The following is a 16949-nucleotide window of genomic DNA, read 5'->3' as shown; positions in this document are numbered from 1 at the left end:
CCATAAATTGACATCCATCGATGCATTCGCCAGACTCCTTACCGATGCCACGCGATCCAGGGTGGCTCAGATCGACGGAGCCGCATGCCATCCCCCGAACCGACGACCGCAGTCTCAGTCCGCCTCGGCTTCACCGATCGGTTCCTGCCGGTGTGGATCCTCGCGGCGATGGGCGGCGGGCTGCTGATGGCGGTCTTCACTCCCGCCGTCGGTGACGCCCTCGGCGCCTTCACGATCGGCTCGGTCAGCGTGCCGATCGCGATCGGGCTGCTGGTCATGATGTATCCGGTGCTCGCGAAGGTGCGCTATTCGGATGCGCGAGCGGTCGCCGGGGACAAGCGGCTGCTGATCTCCTCGCTGGTGATGAACTGGCTCATCGGCCCCGCCCTGATGTTCGCCCTCGCCTGGATCTTCCTGCCCGACCTGCCCGAGTACCGCACCGGCCTGATCATCGTGGGCCTCGCCCGCTGCATCGCCATGGTCCTGATCTGGAACGAGCTCGCCTGCGGTGACCGGGAAGCGGCCGCGTTCCTCGTCGCCGTCAACTCGGTCTTCCAGGTGTTCGCGTTCGGTGCCCTGGGCTGGTTCTACCTTCAGATCCTTCCGGCCTGGCTCGGGCTGTCGACCACGAGCGCGGAGTTCTCGATCTGGGCGATCACCGCCAGCGTCCTCGTCTTCCTCGGCATTCCGCTGTTGGCCGGCTATCTGTCCCGCCGGATCGGCGAGGCCACCCGCGGCCGCGCCTGGTACGAGAGCCGGTTCCTGCCGAAGGTTGGCCCGTTCGCCCTGTACGGCCTGCTGTTCACGATTGTTCTGCTGTTCGCTCTGCAGGGCCGGCAGATCATCGACCGCCCGCTGGACGTCGCACGCATCGCTCTGCCTTTGCTCGTGTACTTCGCGGTGACGTTCCTCACCGGTTTCCTTCTCGGCAAGCTGATCGGTCTGTCCTACGAGCGCACCACGACGCTGGCGTTCACCGCCGCGGGCAACAACTTCGAGCTGGCCATCGCGGTGGCCATCGGCACCTTCGGCGCCACCAGCGGCCAGGCCCTGGCCGGCATCGTCGGCCCGCTGATCGAGGTCCCCGCGCTGGTCGCCCTCGTCTACGTGGCCCTCTGGTTGCGTCCCCGACTGTTCCCGGGGACCGAGCCGCAGGCATCCGTCGCCGTCGCCGAGCTGGTCGCCGAGCCCGTCCCCGACCGGGTCTAGTCTCTTCACCTCCCCGTCCCCCACCCCGCCCCCGCCCCGTCTGATCCCTCTCCCCGCCGAGATCGACCTTTCCGGTCGAGGTCGACCTCCCTGCCGGCCGGTCTCGACCGAAAGGGTCGATCTCGGGGTTGCACTGAGCCCGCCGCCCCCCACGGGTGCGGCGGGCGCAGGTCGGTGCGGCGGAGGTTGCCCTACTTGCGCATGAGCTTTGTGACGGTGAATCCGCCGGGCGCGACCGTGACGGCGGTCGACGATGCGTCCTTCCGGCCGTCTCGCCCGGAGGCCACGGGCCTGCCGGTCGCGTCGAACGCCTCCTGCTGAAGCCGGAAGCCCCGCGGCACGGCCACCAGTCGCCGGCTGGATTCACCGGCAGCACTGACGTAGACGGTGCTGTCCCCGGCCGGCCCGGTCACCGAGACGGTGGAGACGAGCGGCTGCACCAGAAGGGCGTCCACGGCGGCAGGACCGTCGGCAGCCCCGACGACGGCGGTGGCACCGGCCGGCAGGGAGCGCGTGAGCGTGAGCGGGAAGAGCCGGCCCGGCGCATCCGTGATGCCCTGCGCGCCCGCTCCCCCGTTGGCGGTGCTGCCCAGCCGCGCCGTGCCCGCTGACCAGGTCGTGCCGCCGGAAGGCGCCTCGGTCTGGTTCACGATCGGGTACACATTGCGCGCCTGGTCGGCGGCCGGAACGGGGATGCTCAGCGTGTCCCCCGCGGCCAGGGCGACGTAGGCCCCGCCCGAGAGGTTGGCCTCGCCGGTCCACGCCGACGCGGGCCGAACCACGGTGCCGGTCCCGGTGATCGTGCCGGCTTCGGCCTCGACCACGCTCAGGCCGTTGGTGCCGACCGTCCTGGTGATGCCGAGCGCCTTCGCTTTCAGTGCCGGGTTCGCGTCCAGCGCCAGCATGGTGAGGAGGGCGTGGATAGTCGATTCGGCGCCGGAGTTCGGGTTGACCCGGCCGTCGTGTTCGATGCCGTCGATGGCGGCGCCGGTAGCCGGGTTGTAGGCAGCCAGCCCGCTCCGATTGGCTCCGAAGAACCAGGCGGCGGTGACGGCGGCCAGGTCGATCAGGCCGGGGGCCTTCGCGGCCTTGGCCGTGGCGACCAGACCCTGCACCCGCGAGTCGACCCCGTAGGCGATCTGTGCCTCACCCGGGGTGGGGCTCCACGCGTTGTCCGGTCCGCCGGCGGCGAGCAGCTGCGCCGTGAACTGGGCGGAATCCTTCACGGCCGCACCGAGCAGGTCGGTCCGGCCGAGCGCCGCGGATGCCGTCGCGACGGCGGCCGGGGCCATGCCGCCCCAGGCATGCCACAGGGTCTGCGACTTGTTCCACGGCATGATCGCCCCGAACGGCCACTGGGTGACCGATCCGGAGGACATCGCTGCGACGCCCTCGGCCAGCCGGGTGAGGGTCGTGCGGGCCGCGGCGTCAGTGGGTGCCGCCGCGACGTAGGCGGAAAGCCCGAGCACTGCCTCGGCCGAGGCATCCGCCCCGCCCGCGATCAGCCAGGCCGGCACCTTCACTCCGTCGGCCACATCGAACTGACCGAATCGGGCCAGGGACTGTCGACCGAGCGCGTCGAGGGAGAGGTGCAGCCGGTCCTGGAGGAATGCGGCGAACTGCGGGTCGGCGCCCTTGAAGGCGGCGTAGCCCTCACCGAGGGCCCAGACCGTTCGAGCCACCCAGTACGACTCGGCGGAGTCGCTCGGGTCGGGCAGCTCCCGAGGTGTGGCGCTGGGCGTCAGCGTTCCGTCGGCCTGCTGCCAGAGCACGACATTGCCGGCGTTCGGGCCGGTGGCCGTCTGCAGGTAGGTCAGCGAGCGGAGCGTCTGCAGCGCGTGCTCCCTGCTCGCGGCGTCGCCGGTCAGTTGCCAGTGGCGCAGGTAGACGACCGCGGTGCGGGCGATGTCGTCGGCGTTGTAGGCACCCTGGCTCCAGTGGCCGGTGGCCGGGTCGAGCGACCCGCCGCCCACCCGCCCGTAGCTGCCGTCGGCCTTCTTATCCGAGTAGGTCCACGGTGCCTGGGCGGTCGGCATGGCCTCGATGCCGTAGGTCGTGTGGCCTTCGACGGCCGGGAGCGGCACGGTGTCGAGGAGGAAGTCGAGGTGCGCGAGGTTGGTCAGCGGAGCCCTGGCCGACTGCCCTCTGTGGGCGACGGATGTCGGTGGCGACGCGGCCGCGGCGGCGGTGCCTGCTCCGAGCAGGAGCATCGACACGGCAGCCGTGAGGGCGACGACCTTGAGGGCGGATGGTGAGCGAACAGCGGTGTACGTCATTGTGGGTCTCCTGGTTCGAGCACTGAACCGGTTCAGTAGTGTCAACTAAACCGGTTAAGTCCGCTACTGTCAAGAGAAAACACCCAGAAAGACCCCCCGAACGCGGCACGAATCGGGGCCGTTGGCCCGCCCGGAAGCCCGCAGTCCATTCCCAGCGGGCGGTTCTACCCTCGGGTCATGGGAGTGAGCATTCCGGAGGAGATCGACAGCGGAAGCAACCCGGGTCACCCGGTCCGGCGTCTGCTGCGGCGGTGCCGCGCCTGGGTCGAACTCCACCCCCGGGTGCGCTGGGTCTACCGCGTCCTGGTCGGTCTGTTCGGGGCCGTGATTGTGGGCATCGGCCTCATCCTCGTTCCCCTGCCAGGCCCCGGCTGGCTCATCGTCTTCCTCGGGCTCGCGGTCCTCGGCACGGAATTCCCGGCGGCCCATCGGGTCGGTGCCTTCCTCAAGCGCATCCTGACCCGGCTCTGGGCCTGGTGGCGCAATCGGGGCGCCGCCACTCGGCCGGCCGGCCGCGCGACCCGCGGCACGGCCAGCACCGATTAGGCGGGCGGTCCCGCCTGCCGGCGCGGCCGCCGGAGGGTGGACCGCTTCGGCTGGGACTTGAGTTGGGTGCGCACCGAGTCGAGGATGTCCGTGACCGCGAGGAGGTCGGCCCGGCTGATCCGGTCGAAGAGCATCTCGCGCACGAGCCGCACGTAGCCGGGGCTGCCGGCGGCCAGGCACTCGGCGCCCTCCGGGGTGAGCTCTGCGACGACCGACCGTTCGTCGTCCCGTGCCGGGCGGCGGATGACCAGCCCCTTCCTCTCCAACTGGTCGACCTGGTAGGTCAGGCCGCTGCGGGACACGGTGAGATCGTCGGCGATGTCGGTCATCCTCCGGCCGTCCTCCGCCCCCTGGCCGATGCGGGCGAGGATCTCGAACTGGGCCAGGGTGAGGCCGACGGCATCCCGCAGCTGCCGGTCGGCGGCGTATTGCACGATGTTGGAGGTCTCGAAGATCGCCGCCCAGGCGCGCATCTCATCCGGGGTCACCGCCGGCTGGAGCTCATCCGGGGGAATACTCATCGGTCACTCCTAGTTGTTTCGAATACGAAGCACTTCCTCGAGGGCCTGTTCCTAGTGTCCCTCTCCCCCGACTGAAAGAGGACCACTATGAGCATCCCCACCGCACTGGGCACGGCAGCCCCGACGACCGCCGTCTACACCGCCTCCGCCACGTCCTGGGGCGGGCGCACCGGCAAGGTCGTCACGAGCGACAGCAAGCTCGACCTCGACCTGTCGATGCCGGCCGAGATGGGCGGCGACGGCGGGCCGGGCACGAACCCGGAGCAACTGTTCGCCAGCGGCTGGGCGGCCTGCTTCCACAACGCGCTCAAGGGGGTCGCCCGGCAGCGGAAGCTGAACGTGGCCGATTCGGCGGTCACGCTCACCGTGCACCTCGTCGGAGGCATGGCCACCGGATTCGACTTCGAGGTCACCATCGAGGCCCAGCTGCCCGGAATCGACGCCCCGGTAGCCCGGGAACTGCTCGAGGCCGCCCACCAGGTCTGCCCGTACTCCCGGGCGACCCGGGGCAACATCGCCGTCACCCTCGTCGTCGTCGACGACGAGGACTAGGAACGGGACGCGGCGGCGGCGCGGGCGGCGCGCAGCCGGGTCGGCAGGCCGAGCAGTCGTTCGCGCCGGTCCGGCGCCACGAGTGCCGGGAGGATCAGCGCCCACATCTCGTCGACCCGGCGGTCGAGGTCTTCCCGCTTGGTGAGCGCCTCGGACACGAGCTGCACCCCGGTGAAGGCCGGGCTGATGAAATGGGCGGCCGCCGCGACATCCGTGCCGACGGCGACGTCCCCCTCGGCGATCCCGCGGCCCAGGAGTTCCTCGCAGACGGCCATCCAGTCGCGGTAGGGGCCGACGATCGGCGACGAGAAAACCGACGATTCCATGGTGAGGCGGATGCCCGCGGCCACGACCGGGTCGGTGCACAGCTGTGTCGCCAGCTCCAGTGACATCGTGATGATGGCCTCCAGCCCGGGAAGGGAGCCGTCGAGCATCCGGTGGCCCAGCGCGATCGAAGCTTCGTGCTGGGCGCCGATCACGGCGAGCGCGATCGCCTCCTTGGAATCGAAGTGGAAATAGAGCGCACCCTTGGTCACCCCCGCTTCCGTGGCGACGTCTGCGAGCGAGGTGCTGCCGTAGCCGTTCCGGCCGAACGCCTCCGCGGCGCCCCGCAGGATGGCCGCCCGCGTTCCGATCGCCCGTTGCTGTTTCGGCATGCCACTCCTCGGGTCGACAACGGTATGGTCTCATTCCCCACAAGAAGAATACTAATTGGTATGGTTTAGGGACAAGATGCTTTCGCGGGGGAAGGTTGATGCGCTGCCTGGCGGCACCATCGATTCGCCGACTGCATCACCGGGGGTATCGAGCGTTAGCGGGGCCGCACGTGCAAGTCAGTGCAGACACAATCGAGTGGGCGGCCATGGCTCTGGCCGGCCTGGCCGCGGTGGGCGCAGTAGGCCTGATCGGGGCGGCCCTGGTGCAGATCGCCCGAGCGGTGCACCTTCGGGCGGGAGCGCGCACGAACTGGGTGCTGGCCGTGGTCTGCGCGCCCCTGTTCGGCGCGATCGCCTGGTTCGCCATCGGCAACCGGCTGGACACGGAATGACCCTGCCGTCAGCGCCGACCGCACCGGTCCGGGCAGCGCCTGCGCGGCGCGCGGCGGCGCTCGGCGCGGCCGTGTCGATGCTGTTCCTGCTCTCCGCGTGTTCTCCGGATTCTCCGTTCGCCACCGGCGCCACGGCCCAGGCGGAGCGTGACCGGCTGCCGGTCGCGATCGCCCTGCCGCACGGGGCGGACGCCGAGTCCTCTCGTCTGGTGGGGTCCCGGAACGGCGCCGACTTCTTCCTCACCGCCTTTACCGGAGATGACGGTCCCGACGGGGTCTGCATCGTCGTCTTCCGCGCCGACTCCGGCGAGTCGAACCTCGGCTGCGGCGCCTTGTTCCCGTTGACGATTTCGACCCCGCACGGCGGGGCCGTGCGGTACGTGGAGCCGGGCGGCGACGAGGAGATGATCCCGGGCCGCTGGGTGCGGGTCAGCGACGAGCTCGTCGTGCGGGATGGTGACTGATTCCTCCCAGCACTCTCCCGCCGGGTGCCGATAGGGTTTGCCCATGACGCACCTGGGCACACCGCGCCGGAAACTGCTCGCGCTGGTGACCGCGATCGCCGTGGTCGTCGTGGGTTCCGGCTTCGCTCTGGGCGGATCGATCCGCCGGATCGAGACGATCGCGGCGCCGGCGGCCTTCGACCCGGGCGCCATCATCAGCGACTACAACTTCTTCAACCCCGACGCGATGACCGAGGCCGGCATCCAGTCGTTCCTGGAGCACCGCGACTGCATCGCCCGGGCGGACGCGCCGTGCCTCTGGGAGTACAGGGAGGCCACCACGGCCCAGCCCGCCCAGGGCGCCGGCCATTGCGCGGCCTACCGCCCGGCCGCCGACGAACGCGCGAGCCGCATCATCGCCAAGGTCGCCGAGGCGTGCACCATCAGCCCGCGGGTGCTTCTGGTGCTCCTGCAGAAGGAGCAGTCCCTGCTGACCCGGCCCAGCGCATCCGGCTACCTGCGCGCGACCGGGTACGGCTGCCCCGACACCGCCGACTGTGACACGGAGTATTTCGGCTTCTTCAACCAGGTCTACCGGGCGGCCTGGCAGTTCCGGCAGTACACCCAGGAACCGGACCGTGCCTACAAGGTGGGCGTCGTCGATGTCGGCTACAACCCTGACCCCACCTGTGGGGCGACACCGGTGCGCATCCGCAACCAGGCCACGGCCAACCTCTACAACTACACGCCGTACCAGCCCAACAAGGCTGCCCTGGCCCAGCCGGGAGACGACGGCGACGGATGCTCCACCCACGGCAACCTGAATTTCTGGCTGTTCTACACGGCCTGGTTCGGCCCCGCGCAGACGGAGGGCTATCCCACCGTCTTCGGGTCCTGCCTGAACCTGGTCGGCGGCCAGCCGTGCCGCGCGCAGGAGTACTGGCCGCGCTGAGGCAGCACGCTCGCCCTTCGGGCATGGCCGGTGCGGCCTGGACCGGGAGCCCACTCCAAGCGTCCCAATGTCGGACCGTACAACAATGTGGGCAGGAGCAATAGACTGGCGCGCATGCAAGGTTTGACGAAGATGTCCGTTCAGCGCGTCAGCACCGCGGAACACGTGCGAGACCACATCACGACGCTGATCCTCGCAGGCGAGCTGAAACCCGGCACTCCCCTGCGGGAAAACGCGATCGCCACCACTCTCGGCGTGTCCCGCAACACCGTTCGCGAAGCCGTGTTGCTGCTCGGCCAAAGCCGTCTCATCCGTCACGAGATGCACCATGGGGCGATCGTCGCCGAGCCGACCAAGGATGCGCTGATCAACCTCTACGACGCTCGCCGCGGACTCGAGGTGGGCGCGGTCTCCCTCCCCGCCGACGCCGAGATCATCGCCGGGATCAAGTCAGCACTCGACGACCTGGAGCGCGCCGCCACGGAGGGCGACGACCGCGAGATCGTCGCGAAGGACCTCGCGTTCCATGCCGCCACGGTTCGCAATTTCCGCAGCGAGCGCATCGACGCCTTCTACGCCCAGATCGCGGTGGAACTCTCCTTCTTCCTCAACGCCCTCGCCGCCTCGCGTCTCGACTACGCAGAGGACGAGTCTTTCCTGGACGAACACCGGCGCATCTCCGAGGCGATAGCCGCCGGGGACAGGGCGGGCGCCGCGCGCTTCGTCCAGGATCACATAAACGAAACCATACGCCGGCTCCGCGCCCGGCTCGACGCCGCCGAAGCCTAGCCGTTCCTCCCGGACCCCCACCGCCCGGGAAGAACGACGCACCGTTACGGAAAGTCGAGGGTGATGACGGTGGGACCCGGGCGCCCGAGGGCCGCGCGGGCACGGGCCGCAGCATCCTGGGCATTCGCGGCGCGCTCGCCGGTCGCCCCGATCGCGTTCGCCAGGGCCACCAGGTCAGGCACATGCAGGTCCACGCCCACCGGGGCGATGCCGCGTGCCGCCTGCTGGTCGCGGATCTCGCGGTATCCGCCGTTGTTCGCGACAACGACCACTATCGTCAGACCCTGCTCGACGGCGGTGATCAGCTCCTGGATGGAGAACATGAGCGCCCCGTCCCCGAGGAGCGCGACGACCGGCGCGTCGGGCCTGGCCACCTTCGCGCCGATCGCGGCGGGGAGGGCGTAACCGAGTGTGGCGACGCGCGGCATATAGAGGAACGAGTTCTTCGACGGAACCGGGAAGAAGTGCACGGTTCCGAAGTAGGTCACCTGCGAGGAATCGCCCGTGACGATTGTGTTCTCGGGCAGGGCCAGGCGGAGCTCATTGTTGATGTCAAACCAGAGTTCGCCGTCGGAACGAGCTTCGGCCGCGAGGGCCACCTTGAGCTCGGCCAGATCGCCGGCCGCTGCATCGGAAGGTTCAGCGAGGGCGCCCTGCTGGTCGAGAGCCGCCTGGATCGCGGTCAGCGCTTCGGCGGCATCCGCGTGGAGGGCAATCCGCGCCGGCGCGTTGAGGGCCAGCTGGCTCTGGGCGATGTCGATGCGGATGACATTGGGCGACGTGATCTTGCCCTCCCACAGATCGGAGTCACCCAGTTCGCTTCCGATGACCAGCAGCGCGTCGCTGTCATTCAGCCAGTCCTGGGCCGACTTCAGGCGAATCTGCGCCCCCAGCGAGAGAGGGTGATCCTCCGGCAGCACCCCCTTGCCGTTACAGGTGGAGATCACGGGTGCCGAGAGCGCCTCGGCAAGCCGGCGCACCTGCGCGTCGGCTCCGCGAGAGCCGCCGCCGACGATGATCGCCGGGTGGCTGGCGCCGCCGAGCAGCTGGGCAGCCCGATGCACGAGCGCGTCGTCCAGCGACGGGGTGGGCGTGGAACCGGCTCTGGCGATCCCGCCGTCCCAGTCCTGGCCGAGCACATCGCTCGGGATCTCCACGTAGACCGGCCGCGGACGCCCCGTGCGCATGACCTCGAAGGCGTGGGCGATCGCCTCGGTCGCTTCCCGCGGCGTCCTCGCCCGGGTGCTCCACTCTGTCATACTCGCCATGGCGGCGAGGGTGTCCTTCGTGTCGTGGAGCTCGCCGCCGTCGAGGTGCTCCGTGCCGGAGGGTAGTCCCGATGAGATGATGAGAACCGGACGGGATTCCGCGTAGGACGTGCCCGCGGCGACCATGGCGTTCAGCGTGCCAGGGCCGCTGGTCGTGATGACAACGCCCGGCTTGCCTGCGACCTGGCTGTAGCCGTCAGCGGCGTAGCCGGCGCCCTGCTCGTGGCGATGGGTGACCGGCCTGATGCCCAGGCGCACGAGATGCCGGTAGATCTCGAGGTTGTGGGTGCCCGGGATGCCGAAGATCGTATCGACCCCGTGCGCCTGCAGGGTCTCAGCGACCGCCGCCCCGCCGTTGTGGTGAAGGGTAGTCGGGGGTGCGTCAGTCATCATTGTCGTCAACATTGCTCCATCGTAGGACAATTATCGGCAAAGACGTCATAATGTTCTACATTCATGCAATGATCGTCTGATCATCATCCCGATTTCACGCTCAAGGAGGAGCCATGCTGTCCAGGAAAATGCGCGGTACGCGAAAGGCAATTGTTCTCGGGGTGACCCTTGCGGTTTCCGCGACCCTGCTGGCCGGATGCTCGGCGGAAGACGGCAAGGCGGCCGGTACTGACCCGTCCCCCACGGCGGACTCAACCCTCCGCGCCATGCTCCCCGCGGACATCAAGGAGGCGGGTGTGCTCAAGATCGGCACCGAGGCCTTCTACCCGCCGTTCGAGTACCTGGACGCCGACAACAGCACCGTCGTCGGGCTCGACATGGCCCTCTTCCACGCGATCGGCGCCGAACTCGGCCTCAAGGTCGACGTTACGAACATGGCCTTCGACGGCCTGCTCCCGGCCCTCGACGCCAAACGGATCGACGTCGTCGTTGCGGCCATGACCGACACGAAGGCGCGCCAGGTGAAGTACGACTTCGTCGACTACTTCCTCACCGGGCAGGGCATCGTCGTCCCGGCCGGCAACCCCAAGGCCATCACGGGCGTCGAAGGCCTGTGCGGCCTGAAGGTGGCGGTGCTGGAGGGCTCGACCCAGGTCAGCCTGCTGGAGAAGTTCAACACCGCAGAGTGCGCCGGCAACGCGATCACCGTCACGGCGTTGGCCACCGACGCGGACGCGATGCTGCAAGTGCACAGCGGCCGTGCCGACGCCTCCTTCTCCCAGGATGCCGTCGCGCGCTACAACGCCGCGGCGGACGGCGGCAAGGGCAAGTTTGAAATCGGCAACGACCAGCCACTCCTGCCCGTCGTCATGGGGCCGATGTTCACCAAGGAAGACTCCGACCTTCGGGACGCAGTCAAGGCGACCGTCGAAAAACTGATCGCCGACGGCACGTACCAGTCCATCCTCGACAAGCATGACCTGGGCTCGGGCGCGGTCACCGAGGTAATGGTCAACGGCGGCACCCTGTAATGAGCGACCAGCCGGCGCCCACTGACGCGAAGACTCCGATTCGTGCCATCCCGGTCCGACATTGGGGACAGCAGGTCTCGGGCGTCATCGTGCTCGCCGCGCTGGTTGCCTTCATCTACGCCGTCGCCACGAATGAGAACCTGGACTGGTCCATCATCGCGGCGAACCTGTTCGGTCCGACGATCCTGAGCGGGCTGTGGGTCACCATTTCCCTGACCGTGCTGTCTATGATCATCGGTGTCGCCCTCGGCGTCACCGTGGCGGTCATGCGCCTGTCGCCGAACCGGGTGCTGAACTCCGTCGCGGGAGGCTACATCTGGGCCTTCCGCGGCACCCCTGTGCTCGTCCAGCTTCTGCTCTGGTTCAACCTCGCCCTGTTCTTTCCGCGGCTCGGGCTGGGCGAATTCAGCCTCGACACGAACACGGTCATCACGGCTTTCGTGGCCGCGCTGCTGGGGCTCGGCCTCAACGAGGGCGCCTACATGGCGGAGATCGTTCGCGGCGGCATCCTCTCGGTAGACCACGGCCAGAGCGAAGCCGCCATGGCACTGGGGATGCGCCGCCGGTCGACCATGTTCAAGATCGTGCTGCCACAGGCCATGCGGGTCATCATTCCGCCGATGGGCAATGAGCTCATCACCATGCTGAAGATGACCTCGCTCGTCACCGTGATCGCGGCGCCGGACCTGCTCAACCGAGCGCAAGTCATTTCGTCCCGCAACTTCTACATTTTCGAGCTGCTCATCGTCGCCAGCATCTGGTACCTCGCCCTGACGACGATCTCCACGCTGATCCAGATGCGACTGGAGAAACGGTTCGCCAGGGGGGTCGCCGGAGTCGCGCCTCGCCGTCGTCGAATCCTGCTCAATCTCAAGCCAGGCCGGGCCACCTCTCCGGTGATCACGCCGGGCGACCGGCCCGTCGTCTACGCGAAAGGTGGAGCGGGCTCATGAGCACTCCCATGGTCACAGCAGAAAACGTGCACAAGTCCTTCGGCCACGTTGAAGTACTCAAGGGCATCGACCTTGAGGTTCGCACGGGTCAGGTCTTCTGCCTGCTCGGACCGTCGGGCTCGGGAAAGTCCACCTTGCTGCGCTGCATCAACCACCTCGAGCGCATCGACGCGGGCCGACTGTCCGTTGACGGCCAGCTCGTCGGGTACCGCGAGCGGTCGGGCAAGCTCTACGAGCTGAACGAGAACGAAGTCGCGGACCAGCGACGCGACATCGGAATGGTGTTCCAACGCTTCAACCTCTTCGCCCACATGACCGCGTTGCAGAACGTGATGCTGGCGCCGGTGGATGTCCGGCGCCTGCCGAAGGCGGAGGTTCGTGAGCACGCCATGCAGCTCCTCGAACGCGTCGGCCTCGCAGACCAGGCTCAGAAATATCCGTCGCAGCTCTCCGGCGGACAGCAGCAGCGCGTCGCGATCGCCCGGGCCCTCGCCATGAAACCCAAGCTCATGCTCTTCGACGAGCCGACGAGCGCGCTGGACCCGGAACTCGTCGGCGAGGTGCTCGACGTCATGCGGGACCTCGCCGCAAGCGGCATGACGATGATCGTCGTCACCCATGAGATCGCCTTTGCCCGCGAGGTCGGCGACCACCTCGTTTTCATGGATAGCGGCGTCGTCGTCGAGCAGGGTGCCCCACGGGACGTTCTCTCGAACCCGCAGCACAAGCGCACCCAGACGTTCCTGTCGAAGGTCCTGTAGATGACGAAGCCCCTGGCGATCTACACCGACAACGAGGACATCGATCCGACCCCGGGCATCCGCCTTCTGGAACAGAGCGGCTTCACGGTGCGCTTCCTGGAAACGCTCGACCCCGAGCGGATACTGGCGGAGTCGCGAGGCGCCCAGGCCTTGCTGGTCGGCTACGCGCCGATTCCGGACTGGGTGATCGCCGGGCTGCCGGACCTGCGGATCATCTCGCTCATCTCGATGGGATTCGACCACGTCGACCTCGACGCGGCGCGCTCGGCCGGCGTGTGGGTGACCAACCTGCCCGGTGTCGCGACGGAAGAAGTCGCCACCCATGCGCTCGGACTCATCCTGGCGACGACCCGGGATTTCCCGTTCTTCGAGCGGGCCGTCGGCGTCGATTGGAACGCGCGTCCGGCCGTGACCCCGCCCCGCCTCAGCAAGAAGACGCTCGGCCTGATGGGGCTGGGCCGAATAGGCGCGAAGCTGGCCGGGTTCGCATCATCGCTGTTCGGCGAGATCGTCGGCTACGACCCTTACCTCGCGCAGAACCCGGAGGCTGTTGCGCGCCTGGAGTCGCTCGGCGTGCGCCTGGCCGGCTTCGAGGAGGTGCTCGCCTCCGCCGACGTGCTCTCCCTTCACCTGCCGCTGACGCCCGAAACGCGCGGGATCATCAATGCCGAGTCGCTCGCGCGGATGAAACCCGGCAGCTACCTGGTCAACGTCAGCCGAGGCCAGTTGATCGACACGCCCGCCCTCGCCCACGCGCTGGACAGCGGGCAGATCCGCGGGGCGGGACTCGATGTGCTCGACGCCGAGCCGGCTCCCGCCGATCATCCGCTCCTCGCCCACGAACGCACGATCGTCACGCCCCACGTCGGATTCCTCTCCGACCACACGCTCGCGGAGTACGTCCGCATCCAGGCCCAGAATGTCATTTCTCTCTCGGAGACGGGCGAGCCCGAGACGGTTCCGGTGGTCGACCCGCGCTGACTTCGTGCGGCCGGCCCGAATTCTTCGCAGGGATGGTCGCCGCCGGCGACCACGTCACGCGGATGCCACGCAGGTTTTCGGGCAGGGCGACCACGCCGAGCAATCGCACGCCGATGATGCGCCCGGGAGTCTCCGGGCCTCGATCGGCTAGGCGCGGTCCTCACACCTGCACCAGTCGTTCGAGCCGCACCAGGCCGGTGTACCGGCCCACGTTGTCGGTGGCCGCCAACGGCTCGAACCGGGTACCGGCATCCCGGGTCATGGCCCGATTGAGGGCCTCCGAGCGGGGTGTCTCTTCGTGCGGGGTGATCGCATCCGGATTCAGCGAGACGGCGCCCACCGTGCCGCAGCATGGAACTCCGACCCGGACCCTGACCCGCTCGAACCGGCCGGCTCGAACCGGGCTACCAGGTGCCGTCCACCGCGTAGGGGCGTGCCCACAGCGCCAGCTGCAGGGTCACCGCCTTGAACCAGGCCTGGTGCATCCGCTCCACCTCCGCGTCGGAGTGCCCGCCTCCGGCCAAGAACGGGCCAATCGTCGCGGTGATCGGGTAGATGAACGCGATCATGTGGCGGAGGGGAACGAGCGGGACGGAGGGTGCCGCATCTGTTTCATTCTTGTGCGGCCTGACATGTCGCCGGCCGATCTCGTCGGCGTAGGCGAGCCACCGGGCGTCGTAGGGGCGGCGGCAGGTGTCGAGAATCCACTGCCCGAACCGGGCTCGGACCCGGTCGAGATAGTCGGGCAGCGGGTCGCCGTCCGGGGTGGAGAAGTAGCGAAGGAGATGCGGATGGGAGCCGACGAAGCCGTACCAGACGTCGAGGATGGCGTCGACCTGGCCCTCCAGCACATCGCCGGCCTGCAGGAGCGCCGCGGCGTCGTCGTCGGTGAAGAGGAGGCTCTGCTTGAGTTCAGCGAGCTCTGCAGGGCTGACCGGGGAAGGCGCGGCTGTGTCGTAGCCGTAGCCGGGAATCGTGTCGGTGTTCATTGGTGGCTCCATTCCGGCAGGCGTGCCCGGTGTTCAGCAGGCGCGACGACTACCATGAGATTAGTTGGGACTCCTAAGCAATAGGGTGGCGCACTCACGGTTCGCTGTCAACGGGTCCGATCCACGCAGGCGAAGGAGAAGCGATGGAGGAGTTCCCCCATGACAACGGCGGACGCACCCTCGCCCAGCGGGTGGCCGCCGCGATCGAGCGCCTCGCGAACGCGCAACGCCGGGTGGTGCAGGACCTGGCCTCGCGGCACGGCCTGAGCTCGCTGCAGACCCAGACCCTCCTGCTCCTGGCCGCGGGCGCACCGCCGAAGCCGCGGGCCAGCGCGCTCAGCCACGAACTCGGTGTCTCAGAGCCGACATTGAGCGAGGCCATCGGCTCGCTCAAGGCGAAGGGCCTGGTCGACGGCGCCCCTGACCCCGCAGATCGACGCGCGTTGACACTCCGACTCACCCCGTTCGGCCGGGAAATCGCGTCGCGGCTGGAGTCGGAGGGCGACCCGCTGGCCGAAGCCATCGCCGCCCTCCCCGCCCGGGCGCAGGCGGAGACCCTCCACCTGCTCCTGGCCGTGATCGGCCGTCTCGCCGATTCCGGTGTCGTCGGTGTTGCCCGCACGTGCCCGAGCTGCCGGTTCCATGAGGTCGCCGGCGGCGAGCACCGGTGCGCGTTGCTCGGCCTGTCGCTGCCGACAGACGCCTTGCGCGTCAACTGCCCGGAGCACGAGGGGGGCGTGCCGAAGGGGCTATGACGCCCTGATCCCTGAGGTGCGCCGGAGGCGACTCGGACCCGCTCGCCTGGGACAGCACCCACGTTCGGGTGATCGACCGCAAACGCGGCCTCGAGTCGCATTCCCGCGTCGGGTCCGAACGGACTCCCCGACCGACACGCCAGCCCGGCGCTCAGCGCAGAGCGTAATCCCCGATCGGCGCGCCTGCCGAGGTGCGCGGTGCGTCTTCCCGCTCTCCAGACCCGGCCGCCAGGTGCATTCCCCGGTCAGAGCCGATTCTCGGCCTCCGGAGCGACGCATCTGTGCGCCGCGCCTCCGCCAACTCGGCCGAGAATCCTCCGCCGCCCTGCAGCCCGGTTCCCAGCCCGCAGTGACGGACCGCACAAGCCGCCTGCCTAGACTCGCCCGGTGACTACGTGCGGCCCGCCCGGGTTTTTCGCCGAAACGGCCGCCGCAATCGAAAGGAACCACCATGAACGAGAACAAGATCTTCCAGACGCCTCGCGCCTCCCGCTCGAAGCGTCTCACCATCGGCGCAGCATCCGTCCTGGCCGCCGGGGCCCTGCTCGGTGCCGGCGTGCAGGGTGCGAGCGCCGCCCCGCTCACCCCGACGCCGGAGCACACGGCCAGCTCCAGCGCATCCGCCGAGTCCACCTCGGGCGATACATTCCTCGCTTCGGTACAGAAGGAACTCCGCGCCGCCCTCTCCCACGGGCATGATGTGAACGAGAAGGCGCAGAAGCTCGCGGCCACGCTCGTCGACCACGCCGAGCTGTTCGCGAGCCTGCCGGCGAACCTGCAGTCCGACCTGACCACCCTCAAGGACGCATCAGCGGCCGACCGGGCCGCCGCCGTGCAGACCATCCAGACCACCGCCCTTGACGGCGGCTACGGCGACCAGATCGCCCAGGTCGCCACAGCCGTGCAGAACGACCCGAAGCACCCGCTCGCCGCCGCGCTCCACAGCGCACTCGGCGAGGAGACCGCAACGGGCACGGATGCCGCCCCCGCGGTGACGAAGCTGGCCCTCGGTCTCGCCGACAACCCGGCGCTGTTCCAGAAGCTCCCAGTCGAGCTGCAGTCCGCCCTGACCGACCTGAAGAACGCTCCGGCCGCTGAGCAGGATGCCGCCGCCCAGGCCATCGAGAAGGCCGCACTCAACGGCGACTACGGCAAGGACATCCAGAAGATCGTCGAGCGCATCCAGGCCGGCGCCGAGTCGCACTCGCAGGGCAAGGGCGAAGCCGGAGCCGACGCGCACACCGACACCGAGTCGGGCAGCGCCGACACCGGGGTTCACGCCAAGGCCGGGAACTAGCCCTCCCGACGCGACACACCACCGACGGCCGGAAGCGCGAATGCGCTTCCGGCCGTCGGCCTTGGCCCGTCAGAACCTGGTCCGGACCTAGATGAGTGAGTCCTAATGGTCGTAGGCGATGAGGGATCGTTTGTTGGGTGTTCCGAGGAGCCAGTTGTGCCAGATTCCGGCGGCGAGGGCGAGTA

At 68.7% G+C, this 16949-nt stretch carries 19 protein-coding genes; 13 read left to right on the top strand and 6 right to left on the bottom strand.

Annotation, left to right across the window (positions count from 1 at the left end):
• Positions 1 to 84 precede the first annotated feature (84 nt).
• Positions 85 to 1209, top strand: a complete 1125-nt coding sequence (arsB, locus tag E3O48_RS02540) for an ACR3 family arsenite efflux transporter (RefSeq protein ID WP_134537201.1) — start codon at positions 85 to 87, stop codon at positions 1207 to 1209.
• 191 nt (positions 1210 to 1400) lie between these two features.
• Here the strand turns inward: arsB and E3O48_RS02535 are convergent, their stop codons facing one another.
• Positions 1401 to 3485: a hypothetical protein gene (locus tag E3O48_RS02535; protein WP_134537200.1), complete on the bottom strand. Its 2085-nt coding sequence runs from the start codon at positions 3483 to 3485 to the stop codon at positions 1401 to 1403.
• A gap of 177 nt (positions 3486 to 3662) precedes the next feature.
• Between E3O48_RS02535 and E3O48_RS02530 the strand changes: the two genes are divergently transcribed.
• On the top strand, positions 3663 to 4031 hold the full coding sequence (locus E3O48_RS02530; protein WP_134537199.1) for a TIGR02611 family protein: 369 nt from the start codon (positions 3663 to 3665) through the stop codon (positions 4029 to 4031).
• Here E3O48_RS02530 and E3O48_RS02525 read toward each other — a convergent pair.
• Entirely contained in the window at positions 4028 to 4552 is a 525-nt protein-coding gene (locus E3O48_RS02525) for a MarR family winged helix-turn-helix transcriptional regulator (protein WP_134508883.1), read from the bottom strand. The two genes, E3O48_RS02530 and E3O48_RS02525, sit on opposite strands and share 4 nt — an antisense overlap.
• Positions 4553 to 4639: 87 nt before the next feature.
• Here E3O48_RS02525 and E3O48_RS02520 point away from each other — a divergent pair, with 87 nt between their 5' ends.
• Positions 4640 to 5104, top strand: coding sequence for an organic hydroperoxide resistance protein (locus E3O48_RS02520; RefSeq protein ID WP_134537198.1), 465 nt, complete (start codon positions 4640 to 4642; stop codon positions 5102 to 5104).
• On the opposite strand, the gene E3O48_RS02515 is transcribed toward E3O48_RS02520, so the two are convergent.
• Positions 5101 to 5760 carry a ScbR family autoregulator-binding transcription factor gene (locus tag E3O48_RS02515; protein WP_134537197.1) on the bottom strand — a complete coding sequence of 220 codons (660 nt, stop codon included), beginning with the start codon at positions 5758 to 5760 and terminating at the stop codon, positions 5101 to 5103. The genes E3O48_RS02520 and E3O48_RS02515 overlap by 4 nt on opposite strands.
• Before the next feature lie 170 nt (positions 5761 to 5930).
• Here E3O48_RS02515 and E3O48_RS02510 point away from each other — a divergent pair, with 170 nt between their 5' ends.
• From E3O48_RS02510 to E3O48_RS02495, 4 genes are all read left to right on the top strand, one after another.
• A complete protein-coding gene (locus tag E3O48_RS02510) occupies positions 5931 to 6152 on the top strand; it encodes a PLDc N-terminal domain-containing protein (protein WP_166788590.1) in 222 nt (73 codons plus the stop codon).
• The gene (locus E3O48_RS02505; protein WP_134537195.1) at positions 6149 to 6616 is read left to right on the top strand and encodes a hypothetical protein; all 468 of its coding nucleotides are present in this window, start codon (positions 6149 to 6151) and stop codon (positions 6614 to 6616) included. Before E3O48_RS02510 ends, E3O48_RS02505 begins: the two co-directional genes overlap by 4 nt.
• 43 nt (positions 6617 to 6659) lie before the next feature.
• Positions 6660 to 7547, top strand: a complete 888-nt coding sequence (locus E3O48_RS02500) for a hypothetical protein (protein ID WP_134537194.1) — start codon at positions 6660 to 6662, stop codon at positions 7545 to 7547.
• Positions 7548 to 7661: 114 nt separating this feature from the next.
• Positions 7662 to 8336 (top strand): GntR family transcriptional regulator, encoded by a 675-nt coding sequence (locus E3O48_RS02495; RefSeq protein ID WP_134508895.1) that lies wholly within the window; start codon positions 7662 to 7664, stop codon positions 8334 to 8336.
• Positions 8337 to 8380: 44 nt separating this feature from the next.
• Here the strand turns inward: E3O48_RS02495 and E3O48_RS02490 are convergent, their stop codons facing one another.
• A complete protein-coding gene (locus E3O48_RS02490) occupies positions 8381 to 9994 on the bottom strand; it encodes a thiamine pyrophosphate-binding protein (RefSeq protein ID WP_241982368.1) in 1614 nt (537 codons plus the stop codon).
• 116 nt (positions 9995 to 10110) lie between these two features.
• Here E3O48_RS02490 and E3O48_RS02485 point away from each other — a divergent pair, with 116 nt between their 5' ends.
• From E3O48_RS02485 to E3O48_RS02470, 4 genes are read left to right on the top strand one after another with little or no spacing between them, the layout of a single operon-like run.
• Positions 10111 to 11028, top strand: coding sequence for an ABC transporter substrate-binding protein (locus tag E3O48_RS02485; protein ID WP_134537193.1), 918 nt, complete (start codon positions 10111 to 10113; stop codon positions 11026 to 11028).
• Entirely contained in the window at positions 11028 to 11981 is a 954-nt protein-coding gene (locus tag E3O48_RS02480; protein ID WP_134537192.1) for an amino acid ABC transporter permease, read from the top strand. Before E3O48_RS02485 ends, E3O48_RS02480 begins: the two co-directional genes overlap by 1 nt.
• Positions 11978 to 12742 (top strand): amino acid ABC transporter ATP-binding protein, encoded by a 765-nt coding sequence (locus E3O48_RS02475; protein WP_277612770.1) that lies wholly within the window; start codon positions 11978 to 11980, stop codon positions 12740 to 12742. The genes E3O48_RS02480 and E3O48_RS02475 overlap by 4 nt, the downstream gene beginning before the upstream one ends.
• Positions 12743 to 13723 carry a C-terminal binding protein gene (locus tag E3O48_RS02470; RefSeq protein ID WP_134537191.1) on the top strand — a complete coding sequence of 327 codons (981 nt, stop codon included), beginning with the start codon at positions 12743 to 12745 and terminating at the stop codon, positions 13721 to 13723.
• Positions 13724 to 13883: 160 nt separating this feature from the next.
• Here the strand turns inward: E3O48_RS02470 and E3O48_RS02465 are convergent, their stop codons facing one another.
• Positions 13884 to 14063, bottom strand: coding sequence for a hypothetical protein (locus E3O48_RS02465; protein WP_134537190.1), 180 nt, complete (start codon positions 14061 to 14063; stop codon positions 13884 to 13886).
• A gap of 64 nt (positions 14064 to 14127) precedes the next feature.
• Positions 14128 to 14712 (bottom strand): protoglobin domain-containing protein, encoded by a 585-nt coding sequence (locus tag E3O48_RS02460; protein WP_134537189.1) that lies wholly within the window; start codon positions 14710 to 14712, stop codon positions 14128 to 14130.
• A 143-nt stretch (positions 14713 to 14855) separates the two neighbouring features.
• On the opposite strand from E3O48_RS02460, the gene E3O48_RS02455 reads away from it, so the two are divergent.
• Entirely contained in the window at positions 14856 to 15467 is a 612-nt protein-coding gene (locus tag E3O48_RS02455) for a MarR family winged helix-turn-helix transcriptional regulator (protein ID WP_134537188.1), read from the top strand.
• Between the two features lie 451 nt (positions 15468 to 15918).
• On the top strand, positions 15919 to 16764 hold the full coding sequence (locus tag E3O48_RS02450; RefSeq protein WP_134537187.1) for a hypothetical protein: 846 nt from the start codon (positions 15919 to 15921) through the stop codon (positions 16762 to 16764).
• Positions 16765 to 16949: the final 185 nt, after the last annotated feature.

Origin of the sequence: Cryobacterium sp. HLT2-28, assembly GCF_004402495.1 — a bacterium.
GTDB classification, from domain to species: domain Bacteria; phylum Actinomycetota; class Actinomycetes; order Actinomycetales; family Microbacteriaceae; genus Cryobacterium; species Cryobacterium mannosilyticum.
Note: the sequence above shows the minus strand (reverse complement) of the source record. Positions and strands in the feature narration are given on the sequence as shown.

Bases quoted from the DNA above. Each gene is read 5' to 3' on its own strand.
- E3O48_RS02525 (WP_134508883.1), bottom strand. From the start codon at position 4,552: ATGAGTATTCCCCCGGATGAGCTCCAGCCGGCGGTGACCCCGGATGAG.
- E3O48_RS02495 (WP_134508895.1), top strand. From the start codon at position 7,662: ATGCAAGGTTTGACGAAGATGTCCGTTCAGCGCGTCAGCACCGCGGAA.
- E3O48_RS02490 (WP_241982368.1), bottom strand. From the start codon at position 9,994: ATGACTGACGCACCCCCGACTACCCTTCACCACAACGGCGGGGCGGCG.
- E3O48_RS02460 (WP_134537189.1), bottom strand. From the start codon at position 14,712: ATGAACACCGACACGATTCCCGGCTACGGCTACGACACAGCCGCGCCT.
- E3O48_RS02480 (WP_134537192.1), top strand. From the start codon at position 11,028: ATGAGCGACCAGCCGGCGCCCACTGACGCGAAGACTCCGATTCGTGCC.
- E3O48_RS02470 (WP_134537191.1), top strand. From the start codon at position 12,743: ATGACGAAGCCCCTGGCGATCTACACCGACAACGAGGACATCGATCCG.
- E3O48_RS02475 (WP_277612770.1), top strand. From the start codon at position 11,978: ATGAGCACTCCCATGGTCACAGCAGAAAACGTGCACAAGTCCTTCGGC.
- E3O48_RS02530 (WP_134537199.1), top strand. From the start codon at position 3,663: ATGGGAGTGAGCATTCCGGAGGAGATCGACAGCGGAAGCAACCCGGGT.
- E3O48_RS02515 (WP_134537197.1), bottom strand. From the start codon at position 5,760: ATGCCGAAACAGCAACGGGCGATCGGAACGCGGGCGGCCATCCTGCGG.
- E3O48_RS02455 (WP_134537188.1), top strand. From the start codon at position 14,856: ATGGAGGAGTTCCCCCATGACAACGGCGGACGCACCCTCGCCCAGCGG.
- arsB (WP_134537201.1), top strand. From the start codon at position 85: ATGCCATCCCCCGAACCGACGACCGCAGTCTCAGTCCGCCTCGGCTTC.
- E3O48_RS02520 (WP_134537198.1), top strand. From the start codon at position 4,640: ATGAGCATCCCCACCGCACTGGGCACGGCAGCCCCGACGACCGCCGTC.
- E3O48_RS02450 (WP_134537187.1), top strand. From the start codon at position 15,919: ATGAACGAGAACAAGATCTTCCAGACGCCTCGCGCCTCCCGCTCGAAG.
- E3O48_RS02485 (WP_134537193.1), top strand. From the start codon at position 10,111: ATGCTGTCCAGGAAAATGCGCGGTACGCGAAAGGCAATTGTTCTCGGG.
- E3O48_RS02505 (WP_134537195.1), top strand. From the start codon at position 6,149: ATGACCCTGCCGTCAGCGCCGACCGCACCGGTCCGGGCAGCGCCTGCG.
- E3O48_RS02535 (WP_134537200.1), bottom strand. From the start codon at position 3,485: ATGACGTACACCGCTGTTCGCTCACCATCCGCCCTCAAGGTCGTCGCC.
- E3O48_RS02500 (WP_134537194.1), top strand. From the start codon at position 6,660: ATGACGCACCTGGGCACACCGCGCCGGAAACTGCTCGCGCTGGTGACC.